This window comes from Hyalangium versicolor, from assembly GCF_020103695.1.
GTDB classification, from domain to species: domain Bacteria; phylum Myxococcota; class Myxococcia; order Myxococcales; family Myxococcaceae; genus Hyalangium; species Hyalangium versicolor.
On the sequence record NZ_JAHXBF010000014.1, the window covers coordinates 295,580 to 313,732 of the forward strand.

19 protein-coding genes are annotated in these 18,153 nt (G+C 67.2%); 7 read left to right on the plus strand and 12 right to left on the minus strand.

The annotated features are described in order from the left end of the window. Window position 1: 1 nt before the first annotated feature. From KY501_RS28655 to KY501_RS28680, 6 genes are all read right to left on the minus strand, one after another. Window positions 2-1,231, minus strand: coding sequence for a porin family protein (locus tag KY501_RS28655; protein ID WP_224366650.1), 1,230 nt, complete (start codon window positions 1,229-1,231; stop codon window positions 2-4). A 5-nt stretch (window positions 1,232-1,236) separates the two neighbouring features. Further along, window positions 1,237-2,055: an outer membrane beta-barrel domain-containing protein gene (locus tag KY501_RS28660; RefSeq protein ID WP_224366651.1), complete on the minus strand. Its 819-nt coding sequence runs from the start codon at window positions 2,053-2,055 to the stop codon at window positions 1,237-1,239. Between the two features lie 351 nt (window positions 2,056-2,406). Further along, window positions 2,407-4,284 (minus strand): Hint domain-containing protein, encoded by a 1,878-nt coding sequence (locus KY501_RS28665; protein ID WP_224366652.1) that lies wholly within the window; start codon window positions 4,282-4,284, stop codon window positions 2,407-2,409. Window positions 4,285-4,553: 269 nt separating this feature from the next. After that, entirely contained in the window at window positions 4,554-5,354 is an 801-nt protein-coding gene (locus KY501_RS28670) for a hypothetical protein (protein WP_224366653.1), read from the minus strand. Between the two features lie 237 nt (window positions 5,355-5,591). Next, entirely contained in the window at window positions 5,592-6,560 is a 969-nt protein-coding gene (locus KY501_RS28675; RefSeq protein ID WP_224366654.1) for a hypothetical protein, read from the minus strand. 33 nt (window positions 6,561-6,593) lie between these two features. Further along, the gene (locus tag KY501_RS28680; protein ID WP_224366655.1) at window positions 6,594-7,046 is read right to left on the minus strand and encodes an ABA4-like family protein; all 453 of its coding nucleotides are present in this window, start codon (window positions 7,044-7,046) and stop codon (window positions 6,594-6,596) included. Window positions 7,047-7,278: 232 nt separating this feature from the next. On the opposite strand from KY501_RS28680, the gene KY501_RS28685 reads away from it, so the two are divergent. Beyond that, window positions 7,279-7,725 carry a hypothetical protein gene (locus KY501_RS28685; RefSeq protein WP_224366656.1) on the plus strand — a complete coding sequence of 149 codons (447 nt, stop codon included), beginning with the start codon at window positions 7,279-7,281 and terminating at the stop codon, window positions 7,723-7,725. 7 nt (window positions 7,726-7,732) lie between these two features. Beyond that, on the plus strand, window positions 7,733-8,281 hold the full coding sequence (locus KY501_RS28690) for a hypothetical protein (protein ID WP_224366657.1): 549 nt from the start codon (window positions 7,733-7,735) through the stop codon (window positions 8,279-8,281). A gap of 81 nt (window positions 8,282-8,362) precedes the next feature. Here KY501_RS28690 and rplC read toward each other — a convergent pair whose 3' ends face one another. The 6 genes from rplC to KY501_RS28720 all read right to left on the minus strand — a co-directional run bounded on the left by rplC (window position 8,363) and on the right by KY501_RS28720 (window position 12,345). Then, a complete protein-coding gene (gene rplC / locus KY501_RS28695; RefSeq protein ID WP_224366658.1) occupies window positions 8,363-9,034 on the minus strand; it encodes a 50S ribosomal protein L3 in 672 nt (223 codons plus the stop codon). A gap of 134 nt (window positions 9,035-9,168) precedes the next feature. Then, window positions 9,169-9,942 carry a hypothetical protein gene (locus tag KY501_RS28700; protein WP_224366659.1) on the minus strand — a complete coding sequence of 258 codons (774 nt, stop codon included), beginning with the start codon at window positions 9,940-9,942 and terminating at the stop codon, window positions 9,169-9,171. Window positions 9,943-9,997: 55 nt separating this feature from the next. Next, the gene (locus KY501_RS28705; RefSeq protein WP_224366660.1) at window positions 9,998-10,468 is read right to left on the minus strand and encodes a hypothetical protein; all 471 of its coding nucleotides are present in this window, start codon (window positions 10,466-10,468) and stop codon (window positions 9,998-10,000) included. Window positions 10,469-10,531: 63 nt separating this feature from the next. Continuing rightward, window positions 10,532-11,599 (minus strand): HupE/UreJ family protein, encoded by a 1,068-nt coding sequence (locus tag KY501_RS28710; protein ID WP_224366661.1) that lies wholly within the window; start codon window positions 11,597-11,599, stop codon window positions 10,532-10,534. 36 nt (window positions 11,600-11,635) lie between these two features. Beyond that, window positions 11,636-12,193, minus strand: coding sequence for a hypothetical protein (locus KY501_RS28715; protein ID WP_224366662.1), 558 nt, complete (start codon window positions 12,191-12,193; stop codon window positions 11,636-11,638). Further along, the gene (locus KY501_RS28720; protein WP_224366663.1) at window positions 12,190-12,345 is read right to left on the minus strand and encodes a lmo0937 family membrane protein; all 156 of its coding nucleotides are present in this window, start codon (window positions 12,343-12,345) and stop codon (window positions 12,190-12,192) included. The genes KY501_RS28715 and KY501_RS28720 overlap by 4 nt, the downstream gene beginning before the upstream one ends. Before the next feature lie 301 nt (window positions 12,346-12,646). Between KY501_RS28720 and KY501_RS28725 the strand changes: the two genes are divergently transcribed. The 5 genes from KY501_RS28725 (at window position 12,647) to KY501_RS28745 (ending at window position 17,985) form a co-directional block, all read left to right on the plus strand. Further along, the gene (locus tag KY501_RS28725; RefSeq protein WP_224366664.1) at window positions 12,647-13,381 is read left to right on the plus strand and encodes a lytic transglycosylase domain-containing protein; all 735 of its coding nucleotides are present in this window, start codon (window positions 12,647-12,649) and stop codon (window positions 13,379-13,381) included. Window positions 13,382-13,610: 229 nt separating this feature from the next. Beyond that, entirely contained in the window at window positions 13,611-13,931 is a 321-nt protein-coding gene (locus KY501_RS28730; protein WP_224366665.1) for an STAS domain-containing protein, read from the plus strand. Between the two features lie 93 nt (window positions 13,932-14,024). Continuing rightward, a complete protein-coding gene (locus KY501_RS28735; protein ID WP_224366666.1) occupies window positions 14,025-15,005 on the plus strand; it encodes an AAA family ATPase in 981 nt (326 codons plus the stop codon). After that, complete coding sequence (locus KY501_RS28740; protein ID WP_224366667.1) at window positions 15,002-15,970, plus strand: DUF58 domain-containing protein; 969 nt, start codon at window positions 15,002-15,004, stop codon at window positions 15,968-15,970. The genes KY501_RS28735 and KY501_RS28740 overlap by 4 nt, the downstream gene beginning before the upstream one ends. After that, complete coding sequence (locus tag KY501_RS28745) at window positions 15,967-17,985, plus strand: transglutaminase TgpA family protein (protein WP_224366668.1); 2,019 nt, start codon at window positions 15,967-15,969, stop codon at window positions 17,983-17,985. The genes KY501_RS28740 and KY501_RS28745 overlap by 4 nt, the downstream gene beginning before the upstream one ends. Window positions 17,986-18,153: the final 168 nt, after the last annotated feature.

An 18,153-nucleotide genomic window follows, 5' to 3' on the forward strand; every position in this document is an offset into this window, starting at 1 on the left:
ATCAGAAGAGGACCGAGAAGCCGGCGTAGAAGCTCACGTTGTTGAGGACGTCCGAGGAGGGCTCGGCCACCAGATCCCTCCCGAGGATGATGTCCTCGCGGTAGTTCTTCTTGGTCTTGGGGTCCACGCCGTCGAACTTCTGGAACTGGCAGCCACCGCTGAGGCCCAGGTTGGAGAACGGAGCATCACTGGCGCGCGCGGCCTCCATCGCCTCGAAGTCGGCCAGGTTGCAGCCGTCCACGCGATCCACCCGAGCGGTGTAGACGACGTCCTTCACCTCGAGGCGCACCGAGTACGAATCACCAAACTGGACGCGGAAGCCGCCGCCCACCGAGCCGAGGAACTTGGTCCCCGTGTAGCCGAAGCGCGCCGGGACGTCGTACGTCTGGCCATCCACCTCGTTGGCCACCTGCGGGCGGATCAGATGCCGCGTGCCGCCGAAGCCCGCGCCGCCGTTGATGATCAGGCTGAACTGCGCCAGGTGGTTGTCGTAGAAGGCGAATTTGCCGTAGAGCGGCGTCACCTCGACGCCGGCCTGCGCGCCCCACGTCAGCAGCAGCGACGAGGCCGCCTGAGCCTGCTCGCGAACCTTGTCGATCAGCTCCAGGTTGAAGTGGCTCTCGTTGGAGTGCCAGTTGTACTGGCCCGTCAGCTGGACGGCGAAGTTCTCCTGCAGGTGATACGTGTAGTTGAGCGCGCTGCCCGCGTGGTTGGTGAACCGGCCGTTCACCTGCACCGCCACCGGATAGAGCGCGAACTCATGCCGGCCCTCGTCCGCGAAGCGCTTCTTCTGGACGATGTGGACGGACACGTTCGGGTTGTAGAGCGGCGCGCCGTTCACCAGCCGCTGCTGCTCCGGCGTCGTCGTACTCAGCTCGTTGTCCACGTCCCCCATCGCCACGGGAGCATCCGAAGCGGGCTGCTGCGGAGCCGAGGCCTCGGCGGGAGGCGGAGCCTCATTCGAAGAAGGAGCCTGATTCTCGGACTCCTCTTCCTCCTCCTGCACCGGCTTGCGGGCCGCGGGAGTGGACTGCTCGGCGGGCACGGCCGAGCCCATCTCGTGCGGAGTCGTCGGCTGAGGCCGTGCCACCGGATCAGCCGGAGCAGCCACCGAGGGAGGAATGGAGCTCTCGGCTCCGGGCGCGGGCACCGTGGGCTTGGCTTGAGCCACCGCGGGCTCGGCACCAACAAGGGTCGACAGGAAGACCGCGAAGGACAGGATCGTTCGCATGGGTTCTAGAAGAGGAAGGTGTAGCCGATGTCGAACTGGACGAGATGAGTGAGGCCCGGGTGAGACGCGGGCGAGCCCGTTTCGCGGCCCGCCTCCCAGTCATCCCGAGACAGCTCCACGCGGTAGGCGTCGCGGAACACCCAGTCCCGCAGCTCGAACTTCACGCCGTGCCGCTCGAAGGCGAAGAACCGGAAGCCCACCGCGGCGCTCACCACCGGGGCCACCCGCGTCTCCTTCACCCAGAAGTTCTCGTTGGCCGTGGAGCGATCGAACGGATCCGAGCGGTCGTCGCAGATGCCCAGCCCCCGGTCCACCACCTGGCCGCACTGGATCAGCGACTGGCGCTTGAACGAGCCCACCCCGCCGCCGCCCCACAGGTAAGCCTGGAAGTGGGCGGGCACCTCGGCCATCAGCGACAGCTTCCCGTACACGGGCGCCCACCGCAGGCCGACGACACCGTGGGCGTTCATCCGCCACAGGTCCTCCAGCTCGTCGGTGATCTTCTTGTCGTCCCGGCCGAGGAAGCTCTCGGAGATGGAGCGCGCCAGGCCCGTCTGCCGGCTGAAGGAGTAGCCGGCGCGGCCCTCCACGGCGAAGGTGTCGAAGAGGTTGTAGGCCACACCGATGTCCAGCGTGTAGTGGGCCGTGAGGTACGTGAGCATGGAGACGCCCACGCTCGGAGAGAACTCGAGGTTGCCCGCGGGGCGGTAGAGCCGGTTGCGGACAACGGCTGGCTCCAGGAGTTGCTCCTGCCCGGCGGCGCTCAGGGCCGTCAGGGCCAGGATCATCGAGGAGAGCACGCGAAGTAAACGCACGGTCAACATAGGGTCCTGGTGCGGCCGTGGGGGCTGGCCGCGATGTAGCTGTGAGGATCAGCGCCCCCTTGGAAGCCGAGCGTCCCAGCGACGCGCGACCCCTTGTTGGCGCATCCAAGTGCACATCCGATGCCCGACGGGCAAGGTGCGCAGAACCCCCGACCGTGCATTTTTTTCACGGCTGAAGCCAGCACCGCTTGATGGATGACGTTTCGAGGCCCCTCCCCTCCAGGTTGTGGGCCTCCAGACTGCAAAAACGAGCGCCCCGCCCCCGAGCAACTGTTGGCTCGGGAACGGGGCGCTGGAGGGTGGGGATCACGGTGAAGCTCGATTCCCCCCTTACACCTGCTTACCTGGAGGCTACTTGCGGGCGGCGCCGCGCTTCACGTCGAGCCGCTGGGCGAAGTCCTTCCGCCAGTCCTTGGACAGGGCGACCTGCGGGTGCTTCGGCGTCTCGAGCTGGATCTGCATGGAGTTGTCACCGACCAGGAAGCCACCGGCGAACATGGTGCGCTCCTCCTTGCTCAGCGCGGCCAGCTCCGCGTCCGTCCCCAGGGTCAGGTTGAAGACCTGGCCCTCGGTGGGCATGCGCTCGATGGAGGTGATGGTGGTGGTTCCACCCTTCGCCTTGACCTGATCCTTCACCTTCAGCGCCACCGCAGGCACCACCTTGCCGGAGGCGGTGATGACCGGGTGCTGCTCGGTGAGGCGCACGTCGTGGCCCGCGCTGTCGCGCACGTGCACGAGCGGCTTGTCCTCGTTGCCGCGGGAGATGTCCATCACCGTCAGCGCCACGCCCTTGTCGTTGGCGATGACCTTGTCCCCCACCTTGAGCTGCTCGATCGCGCTGCTGCTGCCGTCCGCGCGCAGGATGCTCGTGCCCGCCGCCATGCAGCTGTTGCGGTAGAAGATCTTCTGGGTCACCAGCGCCTTCAGATCCGGGGTGGTGGCGGTGTAGCGGTTCTCGATCAGGCCGCCGCCGCAGTCGGCCTTGGCCTTGATCTGCATCCAGAGCGCGACGGGCTCGTTGAGGATCGTGTCCGTGGTGCAGTTGCCCGGACCGCTGGCCACGTTGGTGAAGTCCGCCAGGAACGAGAAGGCGGAGTAGCGCGAGCCGGTGACCAGGTTGTTCAGGAAGTCCGCCTCCACGTAGCAGACCTTGCCCGTGTTCACGAGCTGCAGGCGCAGCTTGGCCGACTCGAACTGGGTGATGCGGCAGTCGGTGGACTTCGCGCCCGCGTCATAGATGCCGTTGACCGGCAGGTAGATCCGCGACTGCGAGTAGGGCAGGCGCACCGGCCAGTACGCACCCGGATCCCGCGAGCCGTCCGCCTTGGCGCCGGCCAGGCCCGTGATCTGGCCAGTGGACGGGTAGGCCTGCAGCAGACCGTTGACGTAGCCCGAGATGGCGTAGTCGCAGTCGCTGCCACCGCGCTGCTGGCAGACCACGATGTCCGAGCCCGCGCCGCCCAGCAGCTGCGCCGGGTGGAATACGCTGATGCCCTGCGGGGCCGGCGTGGAGACCGTCTGCGCCTGCGTGTACGTGTACTGCTCGGCGCCCGTGCGGCTGTCCATGGCGATCATCAGCGACTCGAGGTTCAGGTGCCTGTCGCCACGCGCCGGAACGCTCGGGTAGATGAGGAGGTCGCCAACGAAGTTCGTGCCGCCGCTGTAGTCCTCACCCGCCGCGGAGTCGATGGGGATGTTGTCCGTCAGATCGCGGTTCGAGTCATAGGCAATGACATCGGTATAGACGTAGTCAGAGCCGCCCTCACAGGCCACCACCGGAGTGACTTCATAGGTAGTGCTGGAGCCGTCGCCCTTCTCGCCGCCCACATAGAGGAAGTGGGTGCACCACTGGCCCTGCTCCGTCGCCCCGGTCTGCTCGATACCCGAGGCCCGCCCGCCGGCCAGCGCCTTCTCCCGGGCCACGGTCAGCCGCGAGAAGAGGTTGGGAGAGTTCTTCGGAGTCTTTCCAGAAGCCCGGAGCCGGTTCTCCACGAAGCGGTACTGCGCCGGATCCGTCAGATCGATGCGCATCGAGTCCGCGGTCTGCAGGCCGCGAGCCTGGAACTTCTGGCGCATGTACAGCGCATCCGCGGCCAGTGCGGCCCGATCAGGGCTGGCAGCGGGCTCTCTCAAGCCGCTGGTCCACCCCGCGGATAGCAATGCAACAGTAGAGAGCGAGCCCACGGAGACAAAGGAACGCAACGCCTTCGACACCTTCTGGTTCTTCATTCTTTCTCCCTCTGGATGACCCATACACATCACTCGTGGTCGTCACGCCGAGATGAGACGGCCCTTCCGTGTCGCCATCCGCGGCGACACGGTCTCTGCCTGCACAAGAACTGTTGGAATTGGCCCCTGGGCCCGGCGCTCGGCGTGAGCGGCACGTGAGGGCAGCTTTTACCAAAGGCAAACCCGAAAGTCCAAGGTTTCTTCTATATTACGATAATGCTGGAATCCGGGACTTCTTCGGTTTTGCGAAGATTTGACTGGACCTGGGCTCACCACGCCACGGGGGCAATGCAATAGTAAAAGGTGGAGTCCCGGCAGCAGTTGTCCACGCACTGTCCACCGGCCCTCGAGCACCAATCGTCATAGACGCAGCCCTGATAGGGATCACAGCCGTAGGACTGCTGGCAGGGATCGTAGGGGCAAACGAGGTTCTCCTTGAACACGCACTGGCCAGCACCATTGCACTGGGCGACCTCGCAGACGTTCCCCGAGTCGCACCACTCACCATAGGGCTTGGGATTGTTGATGCACTGGCCGGCGGTGCAGGTCCCCGTGGACTGGTAGCACTGGCCAGGAGGAGCGCCGGCATTGCATGACGCGCCCTCGGCCTTCAGCGCGTAGTTGCACGTCGTCCCGGAGCAGGTGCCATTCGGCTCATGACACGGAGTGGGGGGCGTATTGCAGGCGCCGCAGGAGAGAGGCACCCCGTTGATGTTGAGTTGGAACCTGCCACAGGCCCAACCACTGCCATCCACCGTGACGCTGACCTCCTGGTTGACGGCCAGGTTGACCGTCACCGCGGAGGCGAGGCCGCTGCCGGGTGCATTGTCATTGCAGCCCAGCGTCGCGCTGGAGTTCCAGTCGGTGACCACCAGGACCGTGTCGTAGTTGGATCCATTGGTGGTGAACGTGAAGCTACCGTTGTACGGAGCGATCCAGTGGAAGCTGAAGTCCGAGGCGTTGCCGTAGCTATTGCAGCTGGGGGTGACTTCATTGCGCGCGCCACAGGTACTGCCCTGCCCCACCGCAGTTCCCGTGCGGAGCCGGAGATCGATGTAAGAGGTATTCACGAGCGCGGACCTGCTGACAGCCATTGCAGGCTCCGCTATCGGCACCTCCGGACCGCCGGTGGTGGGCTCACAAGCCCCCAACAGACAACCCGAGATCACGACAAAAACCGCTGCCACAAACGCTGACCCCGCTTGACGCATCACTCCTCCTGGGAAAGGGAAACTGTTTCCCAGTGTACAGACAGCGAGGAGTGCGTGCGGTGGCGCCGCGGCTCACTTTGCCCGGGCCAAACCGCGTCAGGCTGCCACGACGGCAGGCTCGCGCTTGAGCAGGAGGCTCGCCGCGAACGTCGCGAGGCTGAACAGCAGCACCAGCGACAGGCTCGCCACGCCAATGGCATCCCAGTGGATGATGGGCAGACCGCGCAGGGCCTGGACTGCGACGGCCAGCGTCAGGCCGAGGTAGGCCACACCCGAGGCTCGGACCAGCGCCAGCCGACGTGACTCGGAGCGCTCTCGCCGACGCGCCAGCAGCATGGCGATGACGGGCAGGACCTGCATGCCATGCAGCCCCAGGAAGTGCGCGGGCCGCATGTCACCCGCGGCGCTGCTCCAGCCCACGAGCGGCAGGCCCGGACCCCCATCCTTGCCTCCAATGGTGTGCGAGCCCGACTCCTTCGGCGCCTCGCCAGCCTTCATGCTCGCGATCTGCTCGGAATTGGGCGAGGTCATGAAGAAGCCCAGCCCCGCGCCCACCACTCCGACCAGCAGCCCCATGCGCAGGGCCGAGGCCAGGGAGAGATCCGTGAGCTTCGCTCGCAGCAACGCGACCGCCAGGACCACCATCGTCACCCACAGCACCGTGATGGTGATGCCCATGGTCGAGAAGATCGCCTGATCGAACGAGGTGGCGATGTTGAAGTGGCTGCGCACCCCACGCGCCGCCTGGAGCGTGATGGCCACCATCTCGATGACGCCACACGCCGACAGGACTGCCCCCACCGCACGCGAGAAGCGGCGCCGCTCGGAAAGAAAGCCGAGCAGATAGAGGATCGTGACGTCGTAGATGGCCAGCGAGACGTAGAACTTCGCCGGCTTCAACCAGACAGACTCGCCCAGCAACTGGCGCGGATCGAGCACCATGCCCATCGCCGAGAGCACGCTGCCCAGGATCATCACCACGGTACCTACCGCCAGGGCTGGAGACAGGCTCCAGGCGCGGCGCCACAGACTGCTCAACGAAGGACGGGAAGAGATCGCGGACATGGAAGGACTCCGAGTGGAGAGTGCGGGCGGGAATCAGTGGGCGGGTTCGGGAAGCGGAGCCACTGCGGGACGGAAGCGGCGCGAGAACAGCCGGACGGCCGTGTAGGCCAGGTAGCCCACGGGCCCGAGCATGAAGGTCAGCAGCAGGCACGGCACGACGAGCAGGTGCGGAATGCCTCGCCGCTGCGCATCGGCGAGCACCACCCGCCCCACCATGAAGTCGAAGGCCAGGTAGTGGATCCACCCGGCCAGCAGCATTCCCGGGCGCTGCAGCGCGGCGCCGATATGGGCCAGCGTGTCGAACTCGCGCAGCAGGCCCGGCAGGTGGGGCGCCACCAGCGACAGGTACAGCACGCCGATGCCCAGCGGTAGCGCATCGCTCTCCAGCAGCCACCGCGTCACGCGGGACCGAGGTGCCAGCACCATCGCCAGCCAGCCCAGCATCACCGGCGTACTCACGAACTTCAGGATCAGCTCTTCATTCATGGACCACCTCGGCAGGGACACGCGGCCACGTCGTGACCGCGACTCATGTTGACGATGTAAACACGATAAGTTGTCGGTGTCAACATAGCCGGACGAACGGAGAGGGTTCCCCTCGATCGCTGCCCTGCTCCGGGATCAGGCCTCCTGCGATGGCATGGGTGCGAAGCTCTGCTGACGACTGAGGAGCGACGCGGCATGTAGAATCAGAAGGTTCACCGAAGGAGAGGAACCAATGCAGGTATTCCGAGTCATCGTCGGCGTACTCGTGTTGTGCCTCCACGGATGCAGTCACGCGAATGGCCACACCTCTTCTGGTGCCGGGCAGGAGGAAGGCATCCGGACCAAAGGTGGCACTGCAAGCGCCCGGATCTGGGCCCTTATCGCCCAGGGCCAGTTCGCCGAGGCCCAGGTGCTCATCTCCGAAGGCACTGCCGGGGGACTGGTCAGCAAGGAACTCGCGTCGCGGATGTTGCAGCGGATTTCCGTGCTCACCACGAAGCTGGGCGAGATCCCCGCCCGCCTTCAACGCGTGCGTGATTTCCCCTCTCAGCTCAAGGACTTCACCCTCTTCGAGATCAAGACCATGTTGGACAAGAGAGACTTCAGCACTGCGTCCCAGGCCCAATTGCAGATGGCCCGGAAGCTCATTGAGGAAGAAGCCCGTCTCATGGAGAAATGAGCACCCCATGGCCCACCTGAGTCCTCAAGAACTCCTCTCGAAGCTGCAAACAGCCCGCACGACTGCCGAGAGCCATCCAGGCGCAACCCGTCATCTGACGATCCAGCGTGAGCTCGCGGAAGACTGCCCTGCCTTCACGCCCAACCTGCTCCAACTGGCCCGGATGCTTCGCCGCACCGATGAGCCGAACCAGGGTGTCGAAGAGATGCTCGCCGAAGTGCAGCACCTCCTGGAGCAGGCCGTTCATGCTTCTGGTCGGAGTGCCGACACGCTCATCGAGCTTGCCTACTTTCTGGACACCCATCGCAACGCTCCAGATGAAGCCCGCAAGCTTTTCGAAGAGGGAGCCGCCAAGGCTCTCTCGAGCCTCGAGGACGCCTGGGCCGGACTCATCCGCCTGCTCGAAATGAACGAGCAACTCCCTCAAGCTCTGGAACTGAGCACGCGCGCAGAGAAGCTCTTTCCTGAATCCGGCCGCGTCATGGGAGCCGTCTCGGATGCGCGCCAAGCCGCCGTCACTGCTGGGCTCCTCACTCCTGATACCCAGGAGCCTTGAGGATCACTTCAAATGCGAACGCCCCGCCTGGATCCTCGGAGGACCCAGCGCGGGGCGTCGGTACAGCGACTCGGCGGAGGACTACTTCTTGCCAGCCTTGTGCTGCTCGCGAAGCGCCAGCTTGATGGACGGCTTCACGTAGACGATGGCCTCGTTGTGGCCGGGGACGGCGCCCTTGATGAGCAGCAGGCCCTTCTCCTCGTCCACGTCCACCACGGTCAGGTTCTGCGTGGTGACCTGCTCCACGCCGTAGTGACCCGGCATCTTCTTGTTCGGGTAGGTGCGGCCCGGCGTCTTACGCTGACCGATGGCGCCCGGGTGACGCTGATACTCGTGCGTACCGTGCGTCTTCGTCTGCGAGCCCTTGAAGCTCCACCGGCGCATGACGCCCTGGAAGCCGCGGCCCTTGGTGGTGCCCGTCACGTCCACCAGTTGCCCCTTGGTGAACAGGCTGGCCTTCACCGCGTCGCCCACGTTGAACTGGGCGGCATCCTCCGGCGACACGCGGAACTCCTTCAGGTGCCGGCGCGCGGGGGCGTTGTTCTTCTTGAAGAAGCCCTTCTGCGCGTTGGTGAGAATCTTCTCGCGAATCTCACCGAAGCCCAGCGTCACCGCCGAATACTGATCCTTCTCCGGCGTCCGCTTGCCCACGACCTGGCAGCTGTTCACGTCGACCACGGTGACAGGGACGAGGTTGCCTTCCTCGTTGAACACCTGGGTCATTCCGATCTTCTTGCCAATCAGACCCTTCACGTCATCCTCACTGCGAGCGCCTGTGGCGCAGAAAACCCAATGAAATCCAATGCCTGGCCCATACCCGGGCATCAGGAAGCGGCGCAATCTAGCAAACACGGCCCTCCCGTCAAGCACCGAGAGTGGCGCCGGCCCTACTGGGCGCGATCGAGTCTCGGGTAGAACGGGGCGAGCTGCGCATCCGAAATGCGCTGCTGGTATACCTCTTCGCCGAGCAGGAACAACGCCTGATCCAGGTAGTCTTCCGCGGCCTGGATCTCCTCTTCCTTCTGGGCGATCGCCTGGTCGAGCTCGGCCATGCGCTCCTTGAAGGAGGCCTCACGCTCCTCGGCCTCGTCCTCCATCTCCAGCAGGCGCTTGTGCGCCAGGATGCCGGGCGCTCCGGGCTGGCCGGGCAGCGGCGTCAGCGCGTTGTTCAGATCGTCCTGGATGGCCTCGATGTCGCGCGCCTGCCGCATCATCTTCAGGCGGTTCTTCTTCAGGTTCTCGCGCGCGGTGGCGATCTCCATCGGATCCCGACGGGTCATCTCCATGTCGTGGATCTTCACTTCCTGCTTCTTCAGGCTGTCTTCGCCATAGCGGAGCTCGGCCTTCTTGGAGGAGAGCTGCTTGCGCATCTCCTTGACCTTGCCCTCGATGGCATCCACGGCCTTCTTGTACTTCTTCACCGTGACGTTGAGGCCCACGCGCTCCTGTTCCTGCTGGGCCTGGAAGTCCTGCCAGGACCCGTCCTCCTCGTTCATCTCCTGCTCGCATGCCGCCAGCTCGTCCCGGCGTGCCACCAGCGCCTCCTCGGCGCGGTAGACACGATCCATGGTGCGCGGGCAGTTGGGCTTGCCTGGCAACCGGTCCCGCGCCAGGTCTCCCAGCTGGAAGATGAGATCGTTGTAGCTCTCTGCCTTCGCCATGGGCGCATTTCTACGCCCAAGGCCAGGAGCCTGTCAGCAGGGTCAGCGCGGACAACTAGGAATCCGCGGGCGCCGCGGCGGCCGAGTCCTCGATCCCCAGCACGGGGAAGGCCCCTTCGGCCAGGGAGAGCAGCTCGCGGGAGCGATCCTGCTCCTCGGTGCGGTTGAGCTCGCAGACCCAGGCCGAGGACAGATCCGCGTGCTGGCGGGCCATCTCCGCCGTGGACTCGTAGCGGGCCGCGGCGGTACGGGCGAAAGCCCCTTCCCTGCGCAGCTCCAGCACCAGATCCGAGCCGACCTCCACATCCTCGGGCGGCACGGGCAGCGGCCCGCGCCCCAACGCGGCCAGGCGCGCCAGCAATCGAGAAGCATGGGCTCGGCAGAAGGCTGCCAACACCATCAGGCGTGCACGCGCCCGAGGATCTCCGACGCGCTCGGCCAGCGCCGTCATCCGCCGGGCCGAGACCACTTCGGCTTCCCATGCCGCCGCCAGTGCGGCCGCCAGGCGAGTATGCCTCGCTCCCATCTGCGTCCCCCTTCTCCCTACCTTCGACCTTTCGCGGGAAGTTAGGGATGGGATCGCGGGGATTCAACCGAGGCGCTCGACCAACCACCACGCTCCAGCGCCAAGGATGACGGTGGAGAGCACTCGCACCGTCCACAGGTTGACCTTGGGACGGCGCTGGATCAACCGCACGAGGGGCAGCAGGGCCACGACGATGGCGGCCTGGCCCAGCTCCACTCCGAGGTTGAAGCCGAGCAGGCCGGAGGCCACCTGTCCTCCCAGGCCGTAGGCGCTCAGCGCGCTGGCAAAGCCGAAGCCGTGCACCAATCCAAAGAGGAAGGTGATGACGGCCCGATGGCGATGCTCTCGACGGACCAGGTTCTCGGCCGCCACATAGATGATGGAGAGGGCGATGGCGGCCTCCACCCAGCGCGCCCGCTGCGCGTCCAGGAGGATGAAGCCCAGCGCCGTGGCGCCCAGCGTGAGCGAATGGGCCACCGTGAAGGATGTCACCATCCAGAGGATCTGCCGGAGGCGCCCGCCCACCAGCAGCAGGGCGATCAGGAAGGCCAGGTGATCGATCCCCTCGAAGATGTGCTTCATCCCCAGCTGGATCCATCCGCCAAGCCCCGGCCCTACGGCCTGTGCGGGAGAAGTGCCGCGCTCGGGAATGTCGAGGCTCGGATGGAGGCTGTCCGCGAAGAGCTGACCTCCCTCCCCTCCATAGGTACCGAGCACCACCCGATAGTTCGATGGAAGGATGGAGAGCACCGTGTACGTCTGCCGCAGCGGTCCGGGCGGACATTGAAAGGTGGCGGCCAGCTCCACGAACCCCTCCCGCACCTGGGCCGTGTGCTCCTTGCGAGCGCAGGGAGCTCCGCCCGCGGTGAGCGGCAGCGCGTCCCAGAACCCGACCTCCAACGCGGGGCGGCGGGCCTCCAGATCCGCCTGGGACACGGAGCCATCCCTATCCGCATCCGCGGGCAACAACAGGCTCAGCGTGCTCGCCGTCAGGGTCACCCGCGCGCGCACCTCGGGGCCCCCCGGCTGGGTGCGCTGCACCTGGGCATAGAGGATGTCCGCGTCGTGCGCACGGGCCTCGCCCACGGCCAGCATCAGGACGAGCACAGCCGCGAGTCGAGCCATCCGCATGCGGCGGACAGCCTGCTCCGAGCCCCCGGGCCCCGTCTACTCCTGGATGAACTCCAGGTGGATCTGCTGCCGGCCGCTCAAGCCCCCGTGGTGTGCTCCGCAACGCGGGCAGTAGAACGGCCCATCCCAGTCCCAGAGCGCCTTCACCTCGTCACTGCAGCAGACCAGGTGGATGGGGCGCAGATCCTCGGGCTCGTCCGGCATGCCCTCGGGCAGCGCCTCCGGCGCCATCGCGACGAAGGTGGGCCGCGGGTTCTGCCCCAGCGTCCGCGACACGTGCGAGAGCTGCTCGTAGCGGACATGGTTGGCCAGGCCCCTCGCGAGCGACTCGAGGTACGCCACGTGATCGCGTACCAGGAACTCGTCCGCGTCGGCCTGATGGCCGCAGTAGAAGCACGTCCACGAAGGCACCGGCACATAGCCCTCGTGCGGATTCTCGAACGGGAAGAGCGTCACCAGACGGCGGTGCAGCGCTCTCGAGTCGAACCGGCTGCGGCGCGTCTTGAAGATGCGGGAGCAGTGGGGACACTGCCGCCGGATGAAGCCGGCCGAGTCCTCAGGCAGCTCCACCTCGAGACACTGCGGCGAGCTCATGTCGACAACCGCCGCCCGCGCTGAACCACCGCCAGCGTCAGGGTCACCAGCGCGAAGATCAGCAGCAGATGAACCCAGTACCCTTCCGTCGAGCCGCTGATCATTCCCAGCGACCACAGCACGAAGAGGATGATGCTCATTGTCCAGAACACGCCGCCCGCCTCCTGCCCCACACCGCCGTAGGATGCTGGCCAAGCTAGGGAGGCACGAATGCCACGGCAAGTCCCCGCGCCGGGACTTCCGGTCCTTTCGACAGCCTCGCCGTGGGTAAAGCTCTTCCACATCCGGGCATTTCTACCGCCTCGTCTCCACCGCTCCGTGCGCCGCACGGGTTCTGATCTCTCCTGGATCTTAATGACAGAGAAACGCGAGTCCCGTTGCTGGCACGCCGGGTGCTTGAGCTGGCGGCAGGTGTAACGGGGCGCGGGGTCGGTGCGCTGGGGGAGACTGGGTATGAAGCGGTGGGTGGTGGCGGTGGCGGCGACAGGGATGTTGACGGGGGCGGCGATCCCCGGCTTCTTCCAGCTTCCCGATGGGGCGGTGGTGGACACTCCGGAGCTCGCGGCGCTGCGCGCGCAGCTGGCCGAGCGCGAGGCGAGGCTCAAGGAAGTCGAGACACGCCTGCATGCGTACGAGGACGAGGCCCACTACCAGGAGGCGCAGCGCCTGGGCGTGGCGGATGCGGTGAAGGCCTCGGGCCTGCCCACCCGGCAGCAGCGGCGCGTGGCGGTGGCCATCGTCCGCGAGGCCCAGCGCAACAACATGGACCCGCTGCTGGTGATCGCGCTGATCCGCTGCGAGAGCTCGTTCAACAACTACGCGGTGTCCGGCGTGGGCGCCATGGGGCTCATGCAGGTGATGCCGGACACCGGCAACTACCTGGCCGACAAGGCCGGCTACCGGCTGGGCCGCTCCACCAACCTCTTCGACGCGGAGACCAACATCGAGCTGGGCACCGCGTACCTGGCCAACCTCATCGAGCGCTTCGGCTCGCTGGAGCACGCCCTCGTCGCCTACAACGCCGGCCCGGGAATGGCGAAGAAGATCCTCTCCAAGCGCGAAGTCCGTAAGAAGTTCATGTCCGGCTACCCCGCCAAGGTGGTCCGCGAGTTCCGCAAACTGAAGGAACAGCAGGAACGCGAGCTCACCTTGCGTGCTCAGCAGCAGACGGATGGCAGCCGGGGCTGACCGCTGCGCAACAACCCGTCCGATGGGTGCAGGACACTCCACCCGATATTTTCCGGAGGGGGGCTGCAAATACTCCCGCTTTGCGCGAATTGTTCCCGCCGTTCAGGGCCACTCCCTGGAATTTCCAGGACTTTGGAGCACCCTGTTCGGCCCAGGAAATGCATTCAGGCACCGTGTCTGTCTGCTGACGACACGCTCACGATTCGGCAACAAGGGGAGAGAGGACATCATGGCGGGGCTGCAGATCCACCAGGAAGAGCTTGCAGGGCGAATCACCCTTCGGCTCGAGGGCACGCTGGACTGGCGCACCGCGGCGCAGTTGCGTCGCTCGCTGGAGGAGCTGGGCTCTCAGGAGGTGATGCTGGACTTCACCCACCTGCGCGAGTTCAAGGACACGGCGGTGGTGGTGCTGACAAAGGACCTGCCGGCGCACCACAAGGTGCAGTTCCGCGGGCTGGCCGGGCACCATGAGCGGATGTTCCGCTATTTCGGGGTGAGCACGGGCACGTCGCCGCGCGCCTACTACACTCCGGAAGAGATCCTCGCCTGATGTTTGCCCGTCCGGGCAGCGAGCGGGCCTGAAGGCCCCGCTGCCCGGCAAGGCACCCCGCCGAGGGGACGCCTCAGGTAGACTGCGCGGCAGATGAACCAACCTGCCCGCGCACTTGTCTCCGCCCCCACTGTTGCCTCCGCGCGCTCGGTCCTGGAGAGGATCGCCGCCCACCTCTCGCGTGTGGTGCAGGGCAAGGAGGCCCAAGCCCGCCTTACCGTCACCAGCCTCGTTGCCGGAGGCCACCTGCTGCTGGAGGACGTGCCCGGTGTCGGCAAGACGACACTGGCCGAGGCGCTGGCTCGCTCGTGCGGGCTGAGCTTCGCGCGCATCCAGTTCACCGCGGACCTGATGCCCGCGGACATCCTGGGCGCGCAGGTCTTCCACACCTCGAGCTCCACGTTCAGCTTCCGACAAGGTCCCATCTTCCGGCAGCTCGTGCTGGCCGACGAGCTCAACCGTGCCCCGCCGCGCACCCAGTCCGCGCTGCTGGAGGGCATGGCCCAGGGGCAGGTGTCGCTGGACGGGAGCACCCATCCCCTGCCCTCGCCCTTCACGGTGGTGGCCACGCAGAATCCGTTGGATCTCACCGGGACGTATCCGCTGCCGGACTCTCAGCTGGATCGCTTCCTCATGAGGCTGTCGCTGGGGCACCCGTCCCCCGAGGTGGAGGCACGGCTGCTCACCACGCGCGGCAGGACGCCTCCCGTGGAGGAGCTGGAGCCAGTGACAGGCCCCGAGGAGCTGATCGGCCTGCGCGCGCTCGCCGCGGATCTGAGGATGGATGACTCCGTGGCGGAGTACGTGGTGCGGCTGGCCAAGGCGACGCGCGAGCACGGGGACATCGAGCGCGGCGCTTCCACCCGCGCGGTGCTGGCGGTGGGCGCCGCGGCCCGAGCCCATGCCCTCTGGGAGGGGCGTGACTTCGTGACGCCGGGGGACGTGCGGGCGGTGCTGGTGCCGTGCCTGGCGCACCGCCTGATGCTTCGCAGCAACGTGCAGGGGGCAGCGGCCCGGGAGGAGGCTTCCCACCTGCTCGAGGAGATCTCCCGGAAGGTGGCGGCACCTCGGTGAAGGCGCGGCTCCAGGCCCTGTGGACGCGGCTGCGTGCCCTGCGTCCTCCGCGCACCTTGAAGGTGACGCGCACGGGACGGACTTATCTGGTGGTGACTTTCGGCGTCGGCCTGGGCGCGCTCAACACCGGCAACAACCTGCTCTACCTGGTGCTGGGCCTGCTGCTGGCCATGGTGGTGGTGTCCGGCGTGCTCTCCGAGCGCTGCCTGCGCCACTTGAGCGTGCGCCGCCTGGGTACCGAGTCCGCCTTCGCGGGCGAACCCTTCGCCTACCGCTGGGCCATCACCCGACACCAGGGCCACGCCTTCGCCCTCACCCTTGCCGAGGTGGATACGCCTCTCACCGGCGAAGGGCGCGTGGGCTACCTGCGCGCGGGCACCGAGCACGTCGTGCGTGCCGATCTCACCGCGCCCCGGCGAGGCCCGATGCGGCTGAACGGCGTGAGGGTGACCACCACCTGGCCGCTGGGCATCTTCGCCAAGACGCGCGTCTTCGATCTGGAAGGCACCCTGCTCGTCTACCCGCGGCGCGGCTACGCATGCCAGCTTCCGGACAACGCCCTGCAAGGGGCCTTCGGGGATGCGAGCACGCCCCGGCGCAACGACGGCACGGGAGACCTGGCCGGGCTGCGCGAGTTAGGCCCGATGGAGGACGCTCGCCGCGTGCACTGGCTCAAGAGCGCCTCCATGGGGAAGCTGATCAAGGTGGAGCGCGAGCGCGAGGAGCGCCGCACATACAACCTCACCGTCCCGCCCGGCCTCACGGGCGAAGCGCTGGATCGCCGCTGTGAGGAGGTGGCCGCCCTCTCCCACGATCTGCTCGAGGCGGGCAACGAAGTGGGGCTGGAGACACCGGGAGATCGCCTGCGCCCCGCGGTGGGCATCGTCCAGGAACGGCACATCCTCCGTGCCCTGGCCTGGGTGGGCTTCGAGGAGCAACGCGAGGACAAGGAGGCCGCGGCATGAGCGCGCCCTCCCGCCTGAGGCTCGCCCTGCGCGATCTGGGCGCTGGCGCGGCGTTCGGCTCCATGATCGTGTCCGGCCAGCTCCCGCTGTGGACGATTGCCCTCTTCGGCCTGGCGCTGGGGCTCGCGCTGCTGGGCTGGCGCGCGTTCGCGAAGCGCCCCCGCCTCACCGCGCTGCTACTCCTGGCAATGGCGGCCGTGCTGGGCCTCTCGGTGTATGCCGGACAGTTGGACCTGGTGGTGGCCGCATGCTCCTTCGCGGGCCTCATCGCCGGCCACCGGATGTTGTCCGCACCGGACTCCCGAACGGACGGCCAGGTGCACCTGGCGGGCCTGCTCATGGTGGCCGGTGGCGCGGCGCTCTCCGGCGAGCTGGTCTTCGCGGTGTTCCTGGTGGCCTTCTGCGCGTTCGCCAGCCTCTCCATGGGCCTCGGCGTCGTGGAGGCCGCCGTCCCCGAGGGCGAGCCCCTGCCCGTGCGCGCCGTGGTCCGCCCGCTCTCGGTGGGCCTGATCTTCGCCGTGTGCGGCGCGGCCGCCTTCTTCATCCTCTTCCCACGCCTCAACTGGAACATGGCCGCACGGCGGGCCTCGCCGGGCCTGGGCGCCACCACCGGCCTCTCGGACACGGTGCGTCTGGGCGGCGCGGGCACCCTCAAGAGCAACCCCCGCGTGGTGCTGCGCGCTCACATCACCCCGGATCCCAGCGTGGATCAGCTCGGCGCGTACTGGGTGGCTCGCACCTATGACACCTTCGATGGACAGGAGTGGACGAGCGTCGGCGACCAGAAGCGCTCGCGCCAGCGGGTGACACTGCGGCCCGGCGGAGAGCGCTCGCTCCATCAGCGCATCGAGCTGCTGCCCGCATATGGCGCTCGCACCCTGGTGGCGCTGGAGACGCCCACGCGCATGGGCAACGCCGTGGCGCACTCGGCGGGAGGCAGCCGACGCACCTCGCTGCAGGAGCTGGGGGGCGGCGAAGTTCGCTTCATGGACGCCGCCCTCGGCTACTCCTATGAGGCCACCAGCCTGCCTCCGGAGGAGGACTCCGCCACCAAGCTGACCGATGCCGAGCGCGGCCAGCTCCTGGCGCTGCCCGATCGGCTGGATCCCCGTGTGGCGGGGCTGGCCCAGCAGGTGATCGGCGGAGAGAAGGATCCGCTGGCCGCCGCGCAGAAGCTATCCGCCTGGCTGCAGCGCGAGTACGCGTACACGCTGGAGCTGTCGGGCGATGTGGAGGATCCCCTCGCGGACTTCCTCTTCGTGCGCAAAGCGGGCCACTGCGAGCACTTCGCCACCGCGCTCACCCTCATGCTGCGCACCCAGGGCTTCTCGGCACGGCTGGCCTCGGGCTTCTTCGGCGGCGAGCGCTCGGGCGAGGACTACATCCTGCGTGCCGGAGATGCCCACGCCTGGACGCACGTGCTGGTTCCGAACCGGGGCTTCATCACCGTGGACGCGACGCCCCCCGGCAACCGCGCGAGCCAGTCCGTGGCCGTGCTCCAGGTGCTCACCGGCCTGTACGAAGCCCTCGAGGCCACCTGGCGCTCCTCCGTCGTCGACTTCTCCCTCAAGGATCAGATGGACGTCGCGCAGCGCTTCATCCGCCCGCCGCGCGATCCGGCCCGAGGCCCCGCCCGGCTGCCACCGGCCCGCGTCTGGGGACTGGCGCTGCTGGCAGGCCTCGTCACCTACAGCGTGTGGCGCTTCCTCTCCGGACGGCTCTCCGCAACCCGGCCACACGCGGCCACGAAGCTGGTGGACATCGCGGAGCGCATGCTGCGCGAGGCCGGCGTCCGCTCCCACGAGGGCGAGACGCTGGAGGATCTCACCGCGCGCCTCGTCCGCGAGCACCACTCTCTGGCCGAGCCCCTGGCCCCCCTCACCCGCCGCTACCTGGAGGCCCGCTTCGGCCAGCGGCCCCTCGAGTCGGGAGAGGCCGAGCGCCTGCTCCAGCCCCTGCGCCGCTTCATCGAGGCCCGGCGCGCGGCGGCAGGCTCCCAGCGCAGCGCCTCCTGAGCCGCCTCGCCTGCCCTCCGGGCGTTCGAGCCCGTTGACTCGGGCAGACGACACAGGCCCACCCCGTTACAGGGTTGGAAAGCAGGGACGGACTCCCCATCTCATCCCCTGGGCTTGGAGGTATCGGCTGAGCGTTGCGCAACTTCTACAGACCGTCTGGACCGGGGT

Coding starts and splice junctions, on each gene's coding strand:
- KY501_RS28655 (WP_224366650.1), bottom strand. CDS start 1,231: ATGCGAACGATCCTGTCCTTCGCGGTCTTCCTGTCGACCCTTGTTGGT.
- KY501_RS28660 (WP_224366651.1), bottom strand. CDS start 2,055: ATGTTGACCGTGCGTTTACTTCGCGTGCTCTCCTCGATGATCCTGGCC.
- KY501_RS28665 (WP_224366652.1), bottom strand. CDS start 4,284: ATGAAGAACCAGAAGGTGTCGAAGGCGTTGCGTTCCTTTGTCTCCGTG.
- KY501_RS28675 (WP_224366654.1), bottom strand. CDS start 6,560: ATGTCCGCGATCTCTTCCCGTCCTTCGTTGAGCAGTCTGTGGCGCCGC.
- KY501_RS28680 (WP_224366655.1), bottom strand. CDS start 7,046: ATGAATGAAGAGCTGATCCTGAAGTTCGTGAGTACGCCGGTGATGCTG.
- KY501_RS28685 (WP_224366656.1), top strand. CDS start 7,279: ATGCAGGTATTCCGAGTCATCGTCGGCGTACTCGTGTTGTGCCTCCAC.
- KY501_RS28690 (WP_224366657.1), top strand. CDS start 7,733: ATGGCCCACCTGAGTCCTCAAGAACTCCTCTCGAAGCTGCAAACAGCC.
- KY501_RS28700 (WP_224366659.1), bottom strand. CDS start 9,942: ATGGCGAAGGCAGAGAGCTACAACGATCTCATCTTCCAGCTGGGAGAC.
- KY501_RS28705 (WP_224366660.1), bottom strand. CDS start 10,468: ATGGGAGCGAGGCATACTCGCCTGGCGGCCGCACTGGCGGCGGCATGG.
- KY501_RS28710 (WP_224366661.1), bottom strand. CDS start 11,599: ATGCGGATGGCTCGACTCGCGGCTGTGCTCGTCCTGATGCTGGCCGTG.
- KY501_RS28715 (WP_224366662.1), bottom strand. CDS start 12,193: ATGAGCTCGCCGCAGTGTCTCGAGGTGGAGCTGCCTGAGGACTCGGCC.
- KY501_RS28725 (WP_224366664.1), top strand. CDS start 12,647: ATGAAGCGGTGGGTGGTGGCGGTGGCGGCGACAGGGATGTTGACGGGG.
- KY501_RS28730 (WP_224366665.1), top strand. CDS start 13,611: ATGGCGGGGCTGCAGATCCACCAGGAAGAGCTTGCAGGGCGAATCACC.
- KY501_RS28735 (WP_224366666.1), top strand. CDS start 14,025: ATGAACCAACCTGCCCGCGCACTTGTCTCCGCCCCCACTGTTGCCTCC.
- KY501_RS28745 (WP_224366668.1), top strand. CDS start 15,967: ATGAGCGCGCCCTCCCGCCTGAGGCTCGCCCTGCGCGATCTGGGCGCT.